Annotated in this window: 19 protein-coding genes; 15 read left to right on the top strand and 4 right to left on the bottom strand. The window is 41.5% G+C overall.

Annotation, left to right across the window (positions count from 1 at the left end):
• Positions 1-19 precede the first annotated feature (19 nt).
• The 10 genes from ORD22_RS09560 (at position 20) to ORD22_RS09605 (ending at position 9135) form a co-directional block, all read left to right on the top strand.
• Complete coding sequence (locus ORD22_RS09560) at positions 20-883, top strand: DUF6612 family protein (protein ID WP_317645731.1); 864 nt, start codon at positions 20-22, stop codon at positions 881-883.
• Between the two features lie 327 nt (positions 884-1210).
• Entirely contained in the window at positions 1211-2161 is a 951-nt protein-coding gene (locus ORD22_RS09565) for an ABC transporter permease (RefSeq protein WP_317645732.1), read from the top strand.
• Entirely contained in the window at positions 2154-3104 is a 951-nt protein-coding gene (locus ORD22_RS09570; protein ID WP_317645733.1) for an iron chelate uptake ABC transporter family permease subunit, read from the top strand. Before ORD22_RS09565 ends, ORD22_RS09570 begins: the two co-directional genes overlap by 8 nt.
• Positions 3101-3862 (top strand): iron ABC transporter ATP-binding protein, encoded by a 762-nt coding sequence (locus tag ORD22_RS09575; RefSeq protein WP_317645734.1) that lies wholly within the window; start codon positions 3101-3103, stop codon positions 3860-3862. The genes ORD22_RS09570 and ORD22_RS09575 overlap by 4 nt, the downstream gene beginning before the upstream one ends.
• Before the next feature lie 22 nt (positions 3863-3884).
• Complete coding sequence (locus tag ORD22_RS09580; protein WP_317645797.1) at positions 3885-4847, top strand: siderophore ABC transporter substrate-binding protein; 963 nt, start codon at positions 3885-3887, stop codon at positions 4845-4847.
• A 49-nt stretch (positions 4848-4896) separates the two neighbouring features.
• On the top strand, positions 4897-5328 hold the full coding sequence (locus ORD22_RS09585) for a ribosomal eL19 family protein (RefSeq protein WP_317645735.1): 432 nt from the start codon (positions 4897-4899) through the stop codon (positions 5326-5328).
• Positions 5329-5462: 134 nt separating this feature from the next.
• Complete coding sequence (locus ORD22_RS09590; protein WP_317645798.1) at positions 5463-6605, top strand: MFS transporter; 1143 nt, start codon at positions 5463-5465, stop codon at positions 6603-6605.
• Positions 6606-6714: 109 nt separating this feature from the next.
• On the top strand, positions 6715-7377 hold the full coding sequence (locus ORD22_RS09595; RefSeq protein WP_317645737.1) for a uracil-DNA glycosylase: 663 nt from the start codon (positions 6715-6717) through the stop codon (positions 7375-7377).
• A 50-nt stretch (positions 7378-7427) separates the two neighbouring features.
• Positions 7428-8024, top strand: a complete 597-nt coding sequence (locus ORD22_RS09600; protein WP_317645738.1) for a DNA-3-methyladenine glycosylase — start codon at positions 7428-7430, stop codon at positions 8022-8024.
• 58 nt (positions 8025-8082) lie between these two features.
• The gene (locus tag ORD22_RS09605) at positions 8083-9135 is read left to right on the top strand and encodes a YkvI family membrane protein (RefSeq protein WP_317645739.1); all 1053 of its coding nucleotides are present in this window, start codon (positions 8083-8085) and stop codon (positions 9133-9135) included.
• Between the two features lie 48 nt (positions 9136-9183).
• Here ORD22_RS09605 and hmpA read toward each other — a convergent pair whose 3' ends face one another.
• Entirely contained in the window at positions 9184-10419 is a 1236-nt protein-coding gene (gene hmpA / locus ORD22_RS09610; protein WP_317645740.1) for an NO-inducible flavohemoprotein, read from the bottom strand.
• Between the two features lie 167 nt (positions 10420-10586).
• On the opposite strand from hmpA, the gene ORD22_RS09615 reads away from it, so the two are divergent.
• Both ORD22_RS09615 and ORD22_RS09620 read left to right on the top strand, forming a co-directional pair.
• On the top strand, positions 10587-11033 hold the full coding sequence (locus ORD22_RS09615) for an RrF2 family transcriptional regulator (RefSeq protein WP_317645741.1): 447 nt from the start codon (positions 10587-10589) through the stop codon (positions 11031-11033).
• 53 nt (positions 11034-11086) lie between these two features.
• Positions 11087-12013 (top strand): manganese-dependent inorganic pyrophosphatase, encoded by a 927-nt coding sequence (locus ORD22_RS09620; protein ID WP_317645742.1) that lies wholly within the window; start codon positions 11087-11089, stop codon positions 12011-12013.
• 48 nt (positions 12014-12061) lie between these two features.
• On the opposite strand, the gene ORD22_RS09625 is transcribed toward ORD22_RS09620, so the two are convergent.
• Positions 12062-13441, bottom strand: coding sequence for an FAD-dependent oxidoreductase (locus ORD22_RS09625; protein ID WP_317645743.1), 1380 nt, complete (start codon positions 13439-13441; stop codon positions 12062-12064).
• 98 nt (positions 13442-13539) lie between these two features.
• Here ORD22_RS09625 and ORD22_RS09630 point away from each other — a divergent pair, with 98 nt between their 5' ends.
• On the top strand, positions 13540-14247 hold the full coding sequence (locus ORD22_RS09630; RefSeq protein ID WP_317645744.1) for a DsbA family oxidoreductase: 708 nt from the start codon (positions 13540-13542) through the stop codon (positions 14245-14247).
• Positions 14248-14284: 37 nt separating this feature from the next.
• On the opposite strand, the gene ORD22_RS09635 is transcribed toward ORD22_RS09630, so the two are convergent.
• Positions 14285-14818 (bottom strand): YceI family protein, encoded by a 534-nt coding sequence (locus ORD22_RS09635; RefSeq protein WP_317645745.1) that lies wholly within the window; start codon positions 14816-14818, stop codon positions 14285-14287.
• A 166-nt stretch (positions 14819-14984) separates the two neighbouring features.
• Here ORD22_RS09635 and murB point away from each other — a divergent pair, with 166 nt between their 5' ends.
• Positions 14985-15905 (top strand): UDP-N-acetylmuramate dehydrogenase, encoded by a 921-nt coding sequence (murB, locus tag ORD22_RS09640; RefSeq protein WP_317645746.1) that lies wholly within the window; start codon positions 14985-14987, stop codon positions 15903-15905.
• Positions 15906-16172: 267 nt separating this feature from the next.
• Here the strand turns inward: murB and ORD22_RS09645 are convergent, their stop codons facing one another.
• Entirely contained in the window at positions 16173-16847 is a 675-nt protein-coding gene (locus ORD22_RS09645; protein ID WP_317645747.1) for a universal stress protein, read from the bottom strand.
• Positions 16848-17049: 202 nt separating this feature from the next.
• Between ORD22_RS09645 and ORD22_RS09650 the strand changes: the two genes are divergently transcribed.
• Positions 17050-18989: proton-conducting transporter transmembrane domain-containing protein (locus ORD22_RS09650; RefSeq protein ID WP_317645748.1), on the top strand; the 1940-nt coding region annotated here is incomplete at its 3' end.

Here is an 18989-nt window from a genome sequence, read left to right on the forward strand (position 1 = left end):
AAGAAGGAGAGATGTACAAATGAAGAAGTGGACAATGACAGTAGTAGCCGGGGCATTGGCATTTGCACTAGGTGCTTGTGGACAAACAGCTGAACCGAAAGAAGATCCAATCACAGGAGAAAAAGAAGAAGTTGTGGTGAAGAGTGACTTGACCGCTGCTGATGTCATGAAGAAAGCAAGTGCTGCTGCAGAAGCACAGCAAAGTATGCATTCCGAAATGGTCATGAAGCAAACGATGGAAATGGATGGGGAAACACATGAAATTCATTCAACAATCGACATGGATATGATTTTAGAGCCGCTAGCTATGCGCCAAACGATGAATATGAAGATGGATGGCGAAGATATGGCTATTGAGCAATTTATGACAGAAGATGGTTTTTTCATGAAAGATCCACAATCGGGTCAGTGGATGAAGTTCCCAGGTGATATGTATGAACAAATTACAGGACAGATCGCAGATTCGCAAAGTACTGCCGTTGACTTTACTATGTATGAACAATTTGCAGACGACTTCAAGTTTGAGCAGACGAATGATGAATATATCCTTTCACTGAAAGGTTCAGGCGAGAAATTCAGTACACTTATGAAGGATATTATGGAGCAAAATATGCCAGCGGGAATGGATGAAAGTGAGCTGGATGCCGTTTCTCAAATTGATGTTGATAGTCTAGCTATCGAGTTTACTTTAGATAAGAAAACATTTTTCACGAAGAATTTCGACATGGATATGGTCATGACTATAGATGAAGAGGGTCAGAAAGTGAAAATCGATCAAAACATCAAAGGTACGATGTCAAAAATCAATGAGATTGATGAGATCAGAGTACCAAAAGAAGTCATTGATAATGCAGTAGATATGAGCGAAATGATGGGGAAATAACGGAAACATCATACTGCAAATTAAATGGCAAAAGGATAAGTTGCCGTTACGCTACGTTTCAGGCTGACACGTGTCCGATGGGCTAGCTAGCTCAGCCTTTTAGTCTTATCTACGAGTCGTCTTCCACACAGCGGAAGACGACTTTTTTATATTCTTTATAAGAACGAATACTACTGAATAACTATAGCATTTGTCACAAAATGAATGATAATGATTTTCATTTAGATATTGACATCATATAAAAAACGCGTTAATGTAGTTAGTGGGCGAATGATAATCATTATCATTTAAGTGGAAAAGCTCAAATATTCGATATCGGAGTTCTTCATGAAGAAACGTTACTTAATTACAGCCGTTATTCTGCTCTCCTTCCTTTCGTTGTTTGTCGGTGCTAGTCGTATTACACCGATGGATTTACTAGATTGGCGTTCAGAAGAAACAGAGATTTTCTTAATTAGTCGTGTGCCACGGTTAGTTGCTATTTTACTGGCGGGGGCTGGAATGAGTATTGCAGGTCTTATTATGCAGCAATTGAGCCGCAATAAATTCGTTTCACCAACTACAGCCGGAACGTTAGATGCAACAAAACTCGGAATTTTAGTTTCTATGTTAATTTTCACCAACGCAACACTATTAGAAAAAATGGCGGTGTCTTTTACATTCGCCTTACTTGGTACGTTCTTATTTATGCAAATACTGGATCGGATTAAATTCAAGGATGCCATCTTCATTCCGCTTGTTGGTCTGATGTTTGGTAATATCCTCTCGTCCATATCCACATTCTTTGCTTTTAAAGCAAACGTGATCCAGAATATGTCGTCTTGGTTACAGGGGGACTTTTCAATGATCATGAAAGGCCGTTACGAGCTTTTGTATATCAGCATACCGGTCTTGATCATTACATATTTATATGCGAATCGTTTTACTGTCGCTGGCATGGGAGAGGACTTCTCCAAGAACTTGGGGCTAGCATATAAACGAATTGTCAATATCGGATTGGTTTTAGTTGCTTTGATTACAACGACGGTAGTATTGACGGTTGGCTTAATACCATTCCTAGGATTGATCATCCCGAATATCGTTTCGATTTTCAAAGGAGATCATCTTCAGAAGACATTACCGCATACTGCATTGCTCGGTGCAATCTTTCTTCTAATCTGCGACATTTTAGGTAGAGTCATTATTTTCCCATACGAGATCTCGATTAGTTTGATGGTCGGTGTCATCGGTAGCGGAATTTTCCTTTACTTGTTGTTTAGGAGGAAAGCTTATGCGTAACCGAACGAAATTATTGATTTTGACTGCTTGTGCATTAGTATTTTGTAGTTTGTATTTATTTCAAGGATTGAATGGTAGCTATGATTACGCCCTCCCTAGAAGAGCGATCAAAGTCGTAGCAATGACTCTAACGGGTGTGGCGGTAGCCTATTCCACAGTTATTTTCCAGACGATTACGCATAACCGGATTTTAACACCAAGCATCATGGGATTGGATTCACTCTATATCCTGTTGCAGACGGTCCTAGTTTTCTTTTTCGGTTCTACTTCATTTGTCCTGATCAACCAGCAATTCAATTTCATGCTGTCGGTCGGTGCAATGGTGTTATTTGCTTTACTGCTCTACCACTTTTTATTCGGTAAAGGGAACCGGCCGATCTACTTCCTGCTATTAGTCGGTATTATTATCGGTACATTCTTCGGAAGTATTTCGACGTTCCTGCAGGTCATGATCGATCCGAATGAATTCTTGCGTGTGCAAGATAAGATGTTTGCGAGTTTCAATAATATCAACGGGGACTTAGTTTGGTGGGCATTTGGCATATTGGTGCTAACACTCATCATCGGTTGGCGTTATATTAATGAACTTGACGCCTTGTCACTTGGTCGCGATACAGCGATCAACTTAGGCGTGCCGTATCAATCAATTGTCAAGCTGATGCTGATCCTATCGGCGGTACTAATTGCCGTTTCAACCGCGTTAGTCGGACCCATTACGTTCTTCGGGCTGATCGTTGCCAATCTTTCTTATCAGTTCTTCAAGACATTTAAGCACTCCATCTTAATTGCTGGCGCTTCATTGATGAGTGTCATTGCATTAGTTGGCGGTCAATGGATCGTTGAGCGCGTCTTTTCATTCTCGACCACACTAAGTGTGATCATTAACTTTGTCGGTGGCATGTACTTTATCTATTTACTATTAAAGGAGAGTCGATCCTCATGATTCAAGTTCGTGAGTTAACGAAATTTTATGGGAAAAAGGCAGTCGTGGAAAAGGTCAGTGTGAATATCCATCGTGGAAAAATCACGTCATTCATTGGACCGAACGGGGCTGGTAAATCTACTCTTCTATCGATGGTAAGCCGATTGATGGATGCCGACACGGGCGAAGTTTTGCTTGATAAAAGTAAAGTGAAAAATATGAAGTCCAATGAATTCGCCAAGCGCGTTGCTATTCTGAAACAATCCAATTTCATGAATGTCAAATTGACTATCCGTGAACTCGTTGGATTTGGTCGTTTCCCGCACTGTAAGGGCCGTCTCCAAGAAGAGGACGAACGGATGGTTGACCAGGCGCTCGAATATATGGGGTTGATGGACATGCAAGAAGCATACTTGGATGAATTATCAGGGGGACAGCGCCAACGTGCATTTATCGCCATGACGATTGCACAAGACACCGACTATATTCTACTTGATGAACCACTTAACAACTTAGACATGAAACACTCCGTTCAGATCATGAAAATCTTGCGTCAGCTTGTCAATGATCTGGGCAAAACGGTCGTCATCGTTTTACACGACATCAACTTTGCTTCTGTTTATTCAGACCGCATCGTTGCCTTGAAAAACGGTAAGATTGTCAAGGACGGTCCAACGAACGACATCATCAACTCTGAATCACTTCGGGAAATCTACGATATGGAAATCCCGATTCAACAAATGAAAGATTGCCGTATATGCGTGTACTTTAACTCTTAAAGAAGTGAGGAATATGACTAAAATGAAAAGACTTACATTAACTCTATTCGCATTACTCTTAATGCTTGCACTTGCTGCTTGTGGTGGAGCAAAAGAAGAAGGAAAACCAGCAGACAATACAACTCCAAATGAGAAGCCAGCTGAAGAAAGCACTGAAGTAACAATTACCCACGAACTTGGTGAAACAACACTTGAAAAGAATCCTGAAAAGGTTGTAGTATTTGACTTTGGAACGCTTGATACACTAGACGAATTAGGAATTGAAGTAGCAGGTTTACCACAAGCAATCGTACCCAGCTATCTTTCTACATATGAAGATGAAAAGTACGAAAATCTAGGAAGTTTGAAAGAGCCAGATTTTGAAGCAATTAACGCAATGAAGCCAGACGTTATCTTCATCTCTGGACGTCAATCGGACTTGTATGATCAATTCTCTGAAATCGCACCGACCATCTTTATGGGTGTGGATACATCTCGCTACATGGAATCATTCAAAGAGAACATGGAAAAGATCGCAACAATCTTTGATAAAGAAGACGAAATGAAAACGGAACTAGCAAACGTTGATACAAGCATCGAAGAAATCAAAGCAAAAACTTCTGAAGTAGACAGCAAAGCATTGATCGTTCTTGCAACTGAAGGTAAAGTGAGTGCATATGGCCCAAGCTCACGTTTCGGATTCGTTCATGATGTATTCGGTTTCCAACCAGCTGACGAAAAAATCGAAGTTTCTACACATGGACAAAATATTACATTTGAATACATCTTGGAAACAAACCCAGATATCCTATTCGTCATCGACCGTGATGCAGCAATCGGTAACGGCGCATCAGCGAAAGATTCTGTTGAAAATGACCTAGTGAAGAAAACAAATGCATTCAAGAACGATAAAACGGTTTACCTAAATGGTGAATACTGGTACCTATCTGGTGGAGGACTACAATCGATGAAAGAAATGATTAAAGAAGTAGAAGCTGGACTATAAGAACACAAACAAATTCCGGGAGACTTAGTCTTTCGGGATTTTTTTTTGAGTGGATGTGACCGCGCTCATAGAACGCCCGCCCGCGCTCATAGAACGCCCGCCCGCGCTCATAGAACCTCCACTCCCGCTCATAGCCAGTCCGTTCGCGCTCATAGAACGCCCGCTCCCGCTCATAGCAGGACCGCCCGCGCTCATAGAACTCCCGCCCGCGCTCATAGCCAGTCCGTCCGCGCTCATAGAACTCCCGCCCGCGCTCATAGCCAGTCCGTCCGCGCTCATAGAATGCCCGCCCGCGCCCATAACAAGTCCGTCCGCGCTCATAGAACTCCCGCTCCCGCTCATAGCAGGACCGTCCCCGCTCATAGAACTCCCGCTCCCGCTCATAGAATGCCCGCCCGCGCTCATAGCCAGTCCGTTCGCGCTCATAGAACGCTCGCTCCCGCTCATAGAACTCATAAATAACATCCTTTTAAAAAACTAGTCAAAACACTAATACAAGTGGTATGATTACACCTGTAAAGACACCTAAAGATTGTACAATGGAAAGGTAGAAGATAAGTGAAAACGAAGGAATTATCACGCAATAAACTACTCGGAATTGCTGGAACAGGTTGGATGTTTGACGCGATGGATGTAGGAATTCTGTCATTTATCATTGCGGCACTTGCTGTAGATTGGCAGTTAACTTCAACCGAAATGGGTTGGATCGGTAGTGTAAACTCGATCGGAATGGCATTTGGAGCATTAGGCTTCGGTTTGCTCGCGGATCGTATAGGACGTAAGCAAGTATTCATGATTACTTTGGTCTTATTCTCAGTCGCTAGCGGATTATCTGCCTTGACGACTACATTATGGGCTTTTCTTATTCTCCGCTTTCTAGTGGGTGCAGGTCTTGGTGGAGAGCTACCTGTAGCATCTACCCTTGTTTCTGAAAGTGTAGACGCAAAAGAGCGAGGGCGCGTTGTTGTGTTGCTTGAAAGTTTCTGGGCTGCAGGCTGGCTACTTGCCGCGTTAATTGCCTATTTCGTCATTCCAAGCTTTGGTTGGAGAATCGCGCTTATCATCACAGCTTTACCAGCATTTTATGCAATCTACTTACGACGTAACTTGCCGGATTCTAAAAAATTCATCAACGAAGGTAAAATGAAAGAATCAACGGGGCAGAAGTTGAAGCAACTATTGTCTCCTATGTATAGAAAGCGTACGATCATGCTGTGGATCGTCTGGTTTGCGGTCGTATTTTCCTATTATGGCATGTTCCTTTGGCTACCAAGCGTCATGGTGTTGAAAGGTTTTAGTCTTATCAAAAGTTTCGGTTATGTACTAATCATGACGCTTGCCCAACTTCCTGGTTATTTCAGCGCTGCCTGGTTAATTGAACGGGCGGGACGAAAGTTTGTACTTGCTACGTATTTATTTGGGACAGCATTAAGCGCACTTGCTTTCGGAAATGCGGAAACGTTAACTACATTGTTAATAGCGGGCGCATTCCTATCATTCTTTAACTTAGGTGCATGGGGTGCACTTTATGCGTATTCACCTGAACAGTATCCGACAGCAATTCGTGCAACAGGTTCAGGCGTAGCTGCCGCAGTTGGTCGTGTTGGTGGAATATTTGGGCCATTATTAATTGGCTCTTTACTCACAGCCGGCTTTGGTTTCGGTAGTATATTCGCTATTTTCTGCGGTGCAATTATGGTTGGTGTATTAGCTGTCATTTTACTCGGAACAGAAACAAAACAAACGGAGTTAACATAGTATAAGATAAGTCGTTTCCATTTAAGCTAAATGGGGGCGGCTTTTTTAATGGTAAATATTTTTGATTCCGATGTAAAATATCTATAATTACAAGAAGGGAGTTGATACGATGTTTCGTATTCCAGATGAAATAGCGCGTATTGCACTAGAACGTAGCAAAGATTTTCAAGTGGAAGGTTTTGTTCGCGGAGAAGGTCCAAAATCACCGACATTGTTACTAATCGGAGAAGCACCTGGTGAGCACGAAGGTGTACATGGGGTACCGTTTATCGGTCGTGCGGGTGATGAATTGATGAAATCATTGGCATCTGTCGGTTTAACACGCGATGACGTCTATATGACGAGTGCCTTTCGCAGTAGACCATATAAATGGGGAACCAAAAAGGAACGAGATGGCACGTTGACGGAACGGAAATATAATCGTCCACCGACACAAAAAGAGCAGCTTGCCCATGCACCCGTCTTGGATTATGAAGTGGCGAACCTCACACCGAAACTCATCGTTACGCTCGGCAATATTGGTTTACAACGATTACTAGGAAAGCAAGCGAAAGTCACGTTGCTACACGGGCAACTGATCACGCAACCTATACAGTATCTAAAAGCATTAGATGACACACAATACAGTTGGACGGATGAAACGTACACAATTATACCGACGTTCCATCCGGCATCTATTTTTTATCGACCATCTTTGCGTCCGAACTTGGAAGAGGATTGGATGCGAATTGGTGAATATCTTCAAAAGTTAACTAACAATTCGATTGAATAAGTTATATATGAAGCATGGTTTGGCATAATATGTTCAAAGGAGAAGATCATATGTATGAAACGATTGATCCATCTTTTTTTAACGCACCTGTTATAGAACTTGCCCGTAATCTCGTGGGGAAATATATCGTTCATGAACGAGCGGATGGTTTATTGGTTGTGAGGATTGTTGAAACAGAAGCATACCATGGACCAGAAGACCGTGCAGCTCATAGCTTTGGTAATCGTAGAACAAAACGTACGGAAGTGATGTTTGGAGAACCGGGTGCTGTCTATACATATCAGATGCATACCCATGTATTGATGAATGTAGTTGGCGCAAAGGAAGGTGTACCGCACGCAGTTCTCATACGGGCAGGTGAGCCGATAGAGGGACTGGAGCTTATGCAGGAAAATCGCGGTAATCATATAAAGAAAGTGAGTGATTTAACGAACGGTCCCGGCAAGCTTTCAAAAGCGCTTGGCGTTACGATGGACTATTATGGTCATCATTGGACAGAGAAGCCGCTCTATATAGCAGAAGGTTTGCCTCAAGCTGAAATTGAGGCCGGCCTGCGTGTGGGTATTGGAAATACAGGAGAAGCAGTCCATTATCCGTGGCGTTTTTTTGAGAAAGACAATCCATTCGTTTCAAAATACAGGAAATAATAAATAGAGATAGAGCATCTTGCGGTATCAACCGTTAAAGAGAAGAGTAGGGGTTACTATGATAAAAGTATTAAGGATGGGAAGCGCATTTATCGGTATTATCGTCGGGGCAGGATTTGCTTCGGGTAATGAAATTATGACATATTTCACGAGTTTTGGGATAGCAGGAATCTTTGGTGCCATTCTTTGTACTGCGCTTTTTGCATATTTAGGCATGGTGTTGACAAGATTAGGCAGTCGCATGCAAACGAATTCTCATAAAGATGTCATCTATAAAATTAGCGGGCGTTATCTAGGAATCATAGTCGACGGTATAATCATATTTACACTATTCGGAGTTGGAGTCGTCATGTTGGCAGGAGCCGGGGCTAACTTGAATCAGCAATTTGGCTTACCGTCCTATGTTGGTAGCTTGTTGATGATTGTGCTCGTGTTCTTAACTGTGTTATTAAATGTTGACAAAGTAGTAGGCATAATCGGAAGTATTACACCATTTTTGATCCTAGCTGTTATTGTTGTGTCCATCTACAGTCTGTCAACGATGGATACGACGTTTGCTGTACTTGATCCTGTAGCGAAAGCTGTACCGACAACATTGCCGAACTGGTTCATCTCCGCAATTAACTACGTATCATTTAATGTTGCAGTAGGTGCTTCAATGGCCATCGTCATGGGAGGAGCGGAAAAGAACGAAAAGACTGCGGCGTGGGGCGGCTTCGTTGGAGGTCTAGGACTTGGTATTTTGATATTATTGAGTCACTTAGCGATATTTTCACAAGTCGATGCCGTGATGGGAGCAGAGTTGCCGATGCTTGCAATCATCAATCATATTTCACCAACACTTGCCTTCTTTATGGCGATTGTATTGTACGGCATGATATTTAATACAGCTGTTAGTATGTTCTATGCATTCGGTTCCAGATTCATTTACAATGGCACAAAAAAGTTCAAGGTATTCATAGCAGCTTCCTTATTGATTGGCTATGCATTGAGTTTCTACGGCTTCACAAACCTAGTCAGCTATTTCTATCCACTCGTCGGCTACTTAGGCTTATTCCTAGTCGGAGCGCTAATTTTCGCATCGTTCCGCATGCCGCGATTGGAGAATTAATACGTACAAAAAACCCCCACGAATTCACTTCGCGGGGGTTACGTAGGATTAAACTGTTGCTAATTCAAGTTGTACTGCCGGACCGAAGAATTCGTAATGAATTTTATCTTGTGGTACGCCGATTGTAACTAGTTGTTGAATAACGAACTCCATGAAACCAGTAGGTCCACATACATAGATATCGCTATCTTTAATAATGTTTTCCTCTAGGAATTCACGTGTGAAGATACCGTCTCCTTCTTCTGAATAAAGTACTTTATACGTAGAATTTGGTAATTTCGCGTTCAATTCCTCAAGCTTAGTCGCGAATGCTTGTTGGCTACGTGTACGTGCAGAGTGCAAGAATGCTACTTCGCGCTCAGGAGATACGTCAGCGATTGTTGAGTACATCGCCTTCATTGGCGTAATTCCTACACCTCCACTGATTAATGTTACAGGTGTTGTAGCAGTTGGCTCCAAGTAGAAATCTCCTGCTGGTGCACTAACTTCAATAATATCTCCTACTTGCACATCGCTATGCAAGTAACAAGAAACTACACCATTTGGTTGCAATACATCTTCACGTTTTACCGAAATACGGAATGTATCTTCATTTGATTTTTGAGACAAGCTATATTGACGGTTCACAATGTTTTTCGCGCCTGGAATTGACATACGAACTGTAATATATTGTCCAGGTAAGTAGTATGGCAATTTCTTGCCATCTACTGGCTTCAGATAAAATGAAGTGATGATGTCACTTTCTTGTACTTTATCTACGACTTCAAAGTCTTTGAATAACTTCCAGCCGCCATCAGCTTCTGCAGTATTTTCGTACATCTCTGCTTCTACTCCGATGAATGCATCAGCAATAACACCGTAAGCTGCAGCCCATGCATCGATGATTTCAGGAGTTGCTGCGTCGCCAAGTACTTCTTTGATCGCGCCTAGCAAGTGCTCTCCTACGATTGGATAATGTTCAGGCAAGATTCCAAGTGATACGTGTTTATGCGCAATTTGCACGACTGCAGGCAAGATAGCTCCTAAGTTGTCAATATGTTGCGCTGCTGCGTATACAGTGTTTGCAAGTGCAGTTTGTTGACGTCCTTGAGATTGGTTTGTGTGATTAAAAATGTCTAGTAATTCGGGGTGTGCTTTGAACATATTTTTGTAGAAAACAGTAGTAATCGTTTTACCGTGTTGCTCCAATACTGGTACAGTGGATTTAATAATATCAATTGTTTTTTGATCTAACATAAGATAATGCACAACCTTTCTGTATTTGATATTCCTATCATAAATCATTATTTGATTAAAAGCTATATATAAAATACATGTTTAAAGATTATATTAGAAAACGGACACAATTCATTCAATAAACTGACACTTTTATTATTCTGAACCTTATCGCTTCTTAAGGACTTCTATAGAGAAAATGGTATAATGAAGTGAGAACAGAAAGTGGTGATACTATGCGTTTGACAATGTATACTGACTATTCATTGCGTGTTCTGATTTTTTTAGCTTCTAAGGAACCAGGTGAGTTATCTACTGTGCAAGAAATCTCGGATGCTTATCAAATCTCAAAAAATCACCTCACAAAGATTGTCCATGAACTAGGGAAGTTTCAATTGATTGAAACGATTCGCGGTCGCGGTGGTGGAATTCGTCTCTGTGTAGAACCACAAGATATAAATGTCGGTGCGCTCGTTCGCAAAACGGAAGATGATTTTCATTTGGTAGAATGTTTTGATTCGACTAAAAATATGTGTGTCCTATCATCTGCCTGTCAATTAAAAGGTGTATTATATGAAGCGTTACAAGCATATTTTGCTATTCTCGATCGTTATACAATCGCTGACTTTATCCGTAATAAAGATGAGATTCATTCTTTATTATTTTCGTCTGGTCAAACTTGAATAATATGATAGAATATATTTAGTAAACAGAGTGAAATAGGAGGAATTAAATAATGTCAAAAGTTTTAGTCATTGGGCATAAAAACCCGGACACGGATTCAATCACATCTGCAATCACGTATGCGTACTTAAAGCAACAAATCGGAGTCGATGCGGAAGCAGTTCGATTAGGTGCCATCTCAAAAGAAACAGCATATGCGCTCGAAACTTTCGGATTTGAAGCACCACGTTTAATCGAAAATGCATCGCCAGAAGTAGCTCAGGTGATTTTAGTTGATCACAATGAAAGTCAACAAAGTGTAGATGACCTGGATAAAGTACAAGTGTTGGAAGTTATTGACCATCATCGGATCGCAAACTTCCAAACAAATGATCCACTATATTACCGTGCTGAACCAGTGGGCTGTACGGCAACAATTTTAAATAAATTATTTAAAGAGCATGGCGTTGAAATACCGAAGAACATTGCAGGACTTATGTTGTCCGCAATCGTGTCCGATTCTTTATTATTCAAATCACCAACCTTCACAGCACAAGACCAAGCAGCGGCTGACGAATTAGAAGCTATTGCCGGTGTAAATGCTGCAGAATATGGACTAGCAATGTTAAAAGCAGGAGCGGACTTGAGTGCTACACCAATCCAAGAGTTAGTAAGCTTAGATGCGAAAGAATTTTCATTCGGTGATGTCAAAATAGAAATTGCTCAAGTAAATGCAATTGATGTGCAAGATGTGTTGGGACGTCAGGCAGAACTTGAAGAACTACTCAATCAAGTCATTGAACAAAAAGGCTTGGATCTATTCCTATTTGTTGTGACGGATATCATTAATAGTGATTCGGTCATCATTGCATTAGGAAAAGAAGCAGAACGAGCAGGCTCTGCGTTTAATGTGTCATTTAATAATAATTCTGCTTTACTAAAAGGTATCGTTTCACGTAAAAAACAAATTGTTCCAGTTCTAACGGAAGCCTTATCATAATAAGTAGACTGTCTAGAAATCGAACCGATTTCCTAGACAGTCTTTTTTCTATCCCAAATTTAGCGGCTGTGTTGCTGGGCCTTCGAGCACAGAGCCATCTGCACGAAAGCGCGAGCCGTGACACGGACAATCCCATGTTTGATCGCCTTTATTCCAGCGTGTGCGGCAACCCATATGCGTACAAATTGGAGAATCTGTTCTCGCGATATGTCCGCCAGCAAATTCTTTAATAGTACGTCCGGTCAATAACAGCGCTCTGCTGAATAACGCACCGAACTCCGATCGTCCTGGTGAATATAGTTCGCTAGCGGCATTAGGCTTTCCTATAATCGCGTCTGTAATAATCCGAGCACAAGCCATGGAATTGGATAGTCCCCATTTGCGATAGCCCGTACTAATATAGATATCTGGTGTGGTACTTGATATGGCGCCCGCGTAGGGTATCAAATCTGGCGTTGAGGGATCTTGTGCAGACCACTGATAAACAATATCTGTAAATTCTAGAGTTGTTTTCAAATCGTCTGTCAGTCGATCATAAATAATTTGCGTCTCTTTTTCGGCACCTGCTGGATGTGATTCTGCACAGAGTAAGACATACGTTTGCCCATCAATTGTCGTTGTGCGTATTGAGCGCTTAGGATTATCTACCGCCATATACTGCTGATCAAATGGAGTAGCCGTTTTTGCGGCCGCGATATAGGACCGTTCTACGTCTAATTTAAGGATTTGCATGCCTTCTAGTGCTTCAATAGGGTAATGCGAGCAGATGATTAGCTGCCGATAGCTGACAATCTTGGACGAAGCTAATTTAACGAAATGTCTATTTGTATCGAGAGTAGCCACTTGCGCGTGTTCAATTATTCGTGCCCCGGCTTTCTCCGCTAACTTTGCTAACTTTTGACCAAAACGTACGGGATGAATTTGTGCTTCATTCTCAATGGTTAACGTATGAGACGTTTCAAATGATAAGTCTTGTGCTTTTCCACTAAACGTAAAAGGAATCCCTATCGCTTCGTACGCTTTTTTCTCTTCTAACAATAAGTCAGTACCTTCCGTCGTTTGTGAAAATAGGACGGAGTGAGCAGTTTGTAATTCATGACTATCTGCAATGGAGCGAGCGAACTCTATGGCATCTTCATTTGCCTGGAAATAAATCTTTGCATTTTCCACTCCAAACTTTTCTATTAACTGTGCATAGACCAAATCATGTTGCGCAGTTAATTTCCCTGTTGAATTTCCAGTTGCCCCTTGTAAAATGCTGTTCTTCTCCAATAAAATAACGTCTTTCCCTTGCTTCGCTAAAAAATAAGCGTTGGCTAGCCCACTTAGTCCACCACCAATAATTAGAACTTCACATGATAAATCTTCTTCAACTGTTGGATAGTTCGTTCGGGGATAAGCGGTAGCAAGCCATAATGACTCGTTCATTTGTACACCTCATTCTTATAAATTTAATTATCCTAAGCATTTATATTGTTGCCAAGTTTTCTTGAATCTAAAATAGAGAATAGAGAGGTGGGCAAAAAATGAATATTGAAATATGGTCTGATTATGTTTGTCCGTTTTGTTATATCGGGAAAAGGCGTTTAGAAGAGGCTTTGACTGAGACAGGTTTAACGGAGAAAGTGGAGGTACAATTCAAAACGTATTTACTAGATCCGAACACTCCTGTCGCGTCCGGTCAATCGTTAATTGAGGGATTAGCTGCCAAGTTCAGTGTGAGTAAGGTAGAAGCAGAGAACATGTTGAAAAATATCGAAGAACAAGCAAAAACGGTAGGCCTTCATTATCAAGTGAATAAAATGAAGACAGCCAATACAATAGATGCACATCGCTTAACGAAATTTGCGTCTCAGCATGGCAAAGACTTGCAAGTAGCGGAACGTTTAATGCATGGTTATTTTGAGGAAGGCGAGCAAATCGATATTGAAGAAGTACTATTAGCGATTGCAGAAGAAGTAGGGTTGGATACAGAGCAAGCTAAAGCGATGCTTCGTAGTGATGATTTCACTGAAGAAGTCCAAAGGGATATTGAAGAAGCTCGTGAAATCGGCATTAAGGGCGTACCATTCTTTGTCTTCAACAGTAAATATTCTGTTTCTGGTTCGCAATCTAGAGAAGCGTTTGTTGAAGCGCTTGAAAAAGTTGCGCAAGAAGAAGGAGTCAAGCCTATATTACAAGTACTAGGAACAGACAGTGCAGGTCAGTGTGACGACGGTTCTTGTGATCTATGAATAAAAACAACAGCAACCAAACTGGCTGCTGTTGTTTTTATATAGTAATTGAAGAATTCACTTCAGCTTTACTGACGGCAATTATCATCTTGATGTCAATGTTTTCACCCACCATGACACCGCCTGCTTCTATAGCACGATTCCAAGCTAGACCGAATTCCTTCCTATTTACCTCGCCTTCTACCAAATAGCTTGCTCCGAACATATCGACTTCTAAGGGAGTAATGTAAAATAGTGCGTTCTTCATTGTTTGTTTAATCGTCAAATCTCCGGTCATACGGTACACACCATCTTCGTGTAAATAAATGGAACGAGAAGAGAAAGTCATATGAGGAAATGTTTGTACATTAAAAAAATCAGCTGAACATAAGTGCTGATCTCGTTCTTTATTATTTGTATGTATCGAAAGAACAGCTACTTTAAAATGAATAGTGCTTCTCGTTAAGTCAGCTATATTTCCTTGAAGTTCCCCTGAAAAATTATCGAACGTTCCACGTACTGTAGAGACCATCATGTGAGGAACTGAAAATTCCACAATTGACTTCGATTGATCTACCTTCCATTTATTCACTTACACCCCTCCTTGTAGGTATTTAGTTATGTAAACTCTAATGGAAAAACGAATAAAAGTCAAAATGAAAAACCTTGTCAAAAAGCGGGATTGCAAGCATACTAATAGAGGAATAAGATTGTTTCCGGAAAAGTGGAGACAGGTAAATTGAAAGGACTTGATGTGAATGTCAAAACATCGATGGTTTGAAGATCTCAATACCAAAATACAAAATGGTTGGTTATTACTTGATGAACCACTAAATAAATACACAAAAACACGTCTAGGTGGCAAAGCGGATATTGTGGCGGCGCCAGGAACTATGGAAGAAGTGCAAGCGGTCGTTACGTATGCTTACGAACAAAACGTTCCTATTTTATTATTAGGTAATGGCTCGAATATGGTTGTCCGTGATGGAGGTGTCCGTGGGATCGTCATATATATGGCGAATTTCAATCACATTGAAATTACCGGAGACAAGATGGTGGCAGAGGCAGGAGCGCATATTATCGATGCGTCTAGAGCGGCTGCCAAAGCATGTTTATCTGGTTTGGAATTTGCTTGTGGAATTCCTGGCTCCATTGGTGGTGCGATGGCGATGAACGCGGGGGCATATGGTGGAGAGATTAAGGATATTATTACCCGAGCTACAGTAATGGATAATACCGGGAAGATTTTCGTTCTTTCTAAAGATGAGTTAGAACTTGGCTACCGAAAAAGCATCATAACCGAAAAAGGCTACTACGTCCTATCTGCCGAGTTCCGACTCACGCCAGGTGTCCAGCGCGATATTGATTTGACTGTAGCAGATCTAACGTTTCAACGTGAATCAAAGCAACCACTCGAGTACCCTTCAGCTGGTAGTGTATTCAAGCGACCTCCAGGTAATTTTGCGGGTAAACTCATTCAAGATAGTGGATTGCAAGGCAAGGGATTTGGCGGAGCAGAAGTATCAACGAAACATGCAGGATTTATCGTCAATAAAAAAGATGCAACCGCAACAGACTATATCCGGACAATCCAAATGGTAAAAGACGAAGTAAAGAAAAAGTTTGGTATTGAGTTAGAAATGGAAGTAAAAATTGTTGGAGAAGAGCTCTCCGAATAAAAAGAAGCATCTGCAATTGCTGCAGATGCTTTAGTTTGTAGACAAAAGGAAACTAGGAGTTGTGATTGATCCAGGATTTACACTTCAGAAGGGGACGCTTGTCCTATGGGCGTGGCCTGAGCCGCTTCCTTCACTACGTTCAGTAGACTCACGCTAATTCTCCCGAACGCGTCCGCCTGGAATGCAGAGCAACGGTTTCATATACTTTCCAAGTTACTTTGACTACAATTCATTTTAGAAAAAACCTACAAGAGCCTTTGTAGGTTTTTAGTCGTGAAGTTTGCATTGGATCTTGCTCGTATCAAGCACTTGATCATCTTCAATATGAACTTGGCAAATTTTATTGTTTTGCATGAACTTGAAAATCCCGTTATTGAAGTCTGTACCGATTTCTTTGAAGAAAATCCCTTCGTATTGCGCTTGCTTAGATAATGTGAAGGTGATGCGGAAACCTTCTCCGTCTTGAGTAAGATAAGCACGCACACCTTTTTCAAATGAACCTTCTACTTCGCCTTTAATCGCACGATCTACCGAAACAACATGGAAATCAACGAACGGAATTTCTCTCAGTAAGACGTTCATGAAGGAGCCTTTTGTGATTTCTTCCCAACGACTTTGTGCAGTCTGACCGATAATGATTTGTGTAATGCCATACTGATGAGCGACTTCCTTGATTACTTTCGCAGTCGGCCGCTTTTCGTCATCGCGTATGATGAAGGCTTCGACATCTAACTCTTCCGCAAGTTCTTGCCAGCGGTCAATATATTTGGATTTTTCCACGTCAAAATCATCAAGTGGTGCTGGGTCCACTGTTAGGATATATAGTGGACAGTCCATAATTGCTGCAATTTTATATCCTCTTTGAATGAGACGTTCACCATTTGGACCGTAATACACACAAACGAGAATACTCTCATCCATACGGCTTTTCATTTTACCCATAATGACTCTTCACCTCTTTATATTCTATAGTTCTATTATAAAAGCGTAGTTGTTACATGTGATTATAAACAGTATAGGGACCGCGCTTTCTATGCGGTTTCTTATGAAGTAGTGTATACTTTTGAGTAGAGAATGTACTCCCTGCTTAGAGTCTCATTATGCATAACGTATGGTGTTCAGTCAAGGGGGCATAGGAGGTGTAATGTTGATAACCATCTTGCTGGCAATTTTTATTCCATTTATCGCAGCATGCCTAGTACCATTGATACATAAATTTTTGACGGGTCGGCGGATTGGTTGGTTTGTGATCACAGTTCCGTTACTATTATTCATTTTACTTCTTCGTCTAGTACCCTCGCTCTCGAATGGGGCTACTTATTTATATACATTTCCTTGGATACCTTCAGCAGGTGTCCATTTTTCCACGCATGTAGATGGTTTAAGCATGATTTTTGCGTTGTTAATTACGGGAATTGGTAGTCTAGTTGTCCTTTATTCCATCTATTATCTTTCTGAACGTGAAGCGATTGGTCGCTTTTATACGTATTTATTGCTATTCATGGGTGCCATGCTCGGCGTGGTCTTATCCGATAACTTGATCGTTTTGTACGTGTTCTGGGAATTGACTAGTATTTCTTCATTCTTGCTTATCGCTTTCTGGTATCACCGTAAACAATCGAGATATGGTGCGAAAAAGTCTATGTTGATCACAGTAACAGGTGGCATTTTCATGTTGGCTGGATTTTTAATGCTTTATATGATCACAGGGACATTTAGTTTACAAGAATTGATTAGCATGCGGGAAGTGATCGCTGCAGATTCGCTATTCATCCCTGCAATGCTTTGCGTATTGCTCGGTGCTTTTACGAAGTCTGCGCAGTTCCCATTCCACATTTGGTTACCGGACGCGATGGAGGCTCCAACGCCTGTCAGTGCCTATTTACACTCCGCTACGATGGTTAAGGCGGGAATTTACTTAGTCGCTCGCTTCACGCCTGTATTTGGGGGGCATGCGTCTTGGTTTTATATCGTTTCTTGTGTCGGCCTGTTGACGATGCTGTGGGGATCTGTCAACGCGGTAAAACAGACGGATTTGAAAGCATTGCTGGCATTTTCGACGATCAGTCAACTTGGGATGATTATGAGTATGCTTGGTATCGGATCGCTTGCGTTTGCATCGTCTGAAAGTACACATAGCGCACTCTACACAGCCGCAACGTTTGCAGCATTATTCCACTTGGTCAACCACTCCACTTTTAAAGGGTCCTTGTTTATGGTCGTTGGGATTTTGGATCATCAGCTTGGGACGCGGAATATTAATCGCTTAGGTGGCTTGGCGGCCATCATGCCAATTACGTTCACAATTGCTTTGATTGGCAGTTTTTCAATGGCAGGATTGCCTCCGTTTAATGGGTTTTTAAGTAAAGAGTTATTTTTTGAAGCGATGCTGTCCTTGCGTGATGCCAATTTGCTAACGACGGATTCACTCGCTATGTTGTTCCCAATCATTGCTTGGATCGGTAGTATTTTTACATTCATTTATTGTATGATCATCGTTTTTCAGTCCTTTTTGGGGAAAGTACCTTCACCATTCCCTGGCCAGCGACCTGCTCGTGAAGCGCCAATCCAAATGTTGATTGCGCCAATCGTGTTAGGTAGTTTGGTGCTATTGATCTTCTTCTTTCCAAACACGCTCGGAACGTATATTTTAGGGCCGGCGATGTCGGCGGTTTATCCGCACCTAGAAAATATGGAAGGCCTGGTGCCAGAAATTCATGCGTGGCATGGCTGGAAAATGCCGATATTTATGACGCTTGGTGTAATTGTCGCAGGGATTTTGATGTATCGCTTCTTGCGTTATTGGAAAGGTGTTTATCGTTTGGGAATTCTGCAATGGACGTTGGATCGTTTATACAATACATTTTTAATGTGGACTGAACGGATAGCGTCGGTGATTACCAAGTCGTATATGACAGGTTCTGTGCGAGATTATGTTGCTTATATCATGTTGGTCTTTTTTGCATTCATTGGGATTGGACTCGTAGGTTTTCAACAGTTCATTTTCGATTTTTCAAATGATGCCCCAGTTGAAATTAATGAAAGTCTCATTATTTTCGTCATGATGTGTTCGAGTATTGCGAT

The organism is Sporosarcina sp. GW1-11 (genome assembly GCF_033088395.1).
GTDB lineage: Bacteria > Bacillota > Bacilli > Bacillales_A > Planococcaceae > Sporosarcina.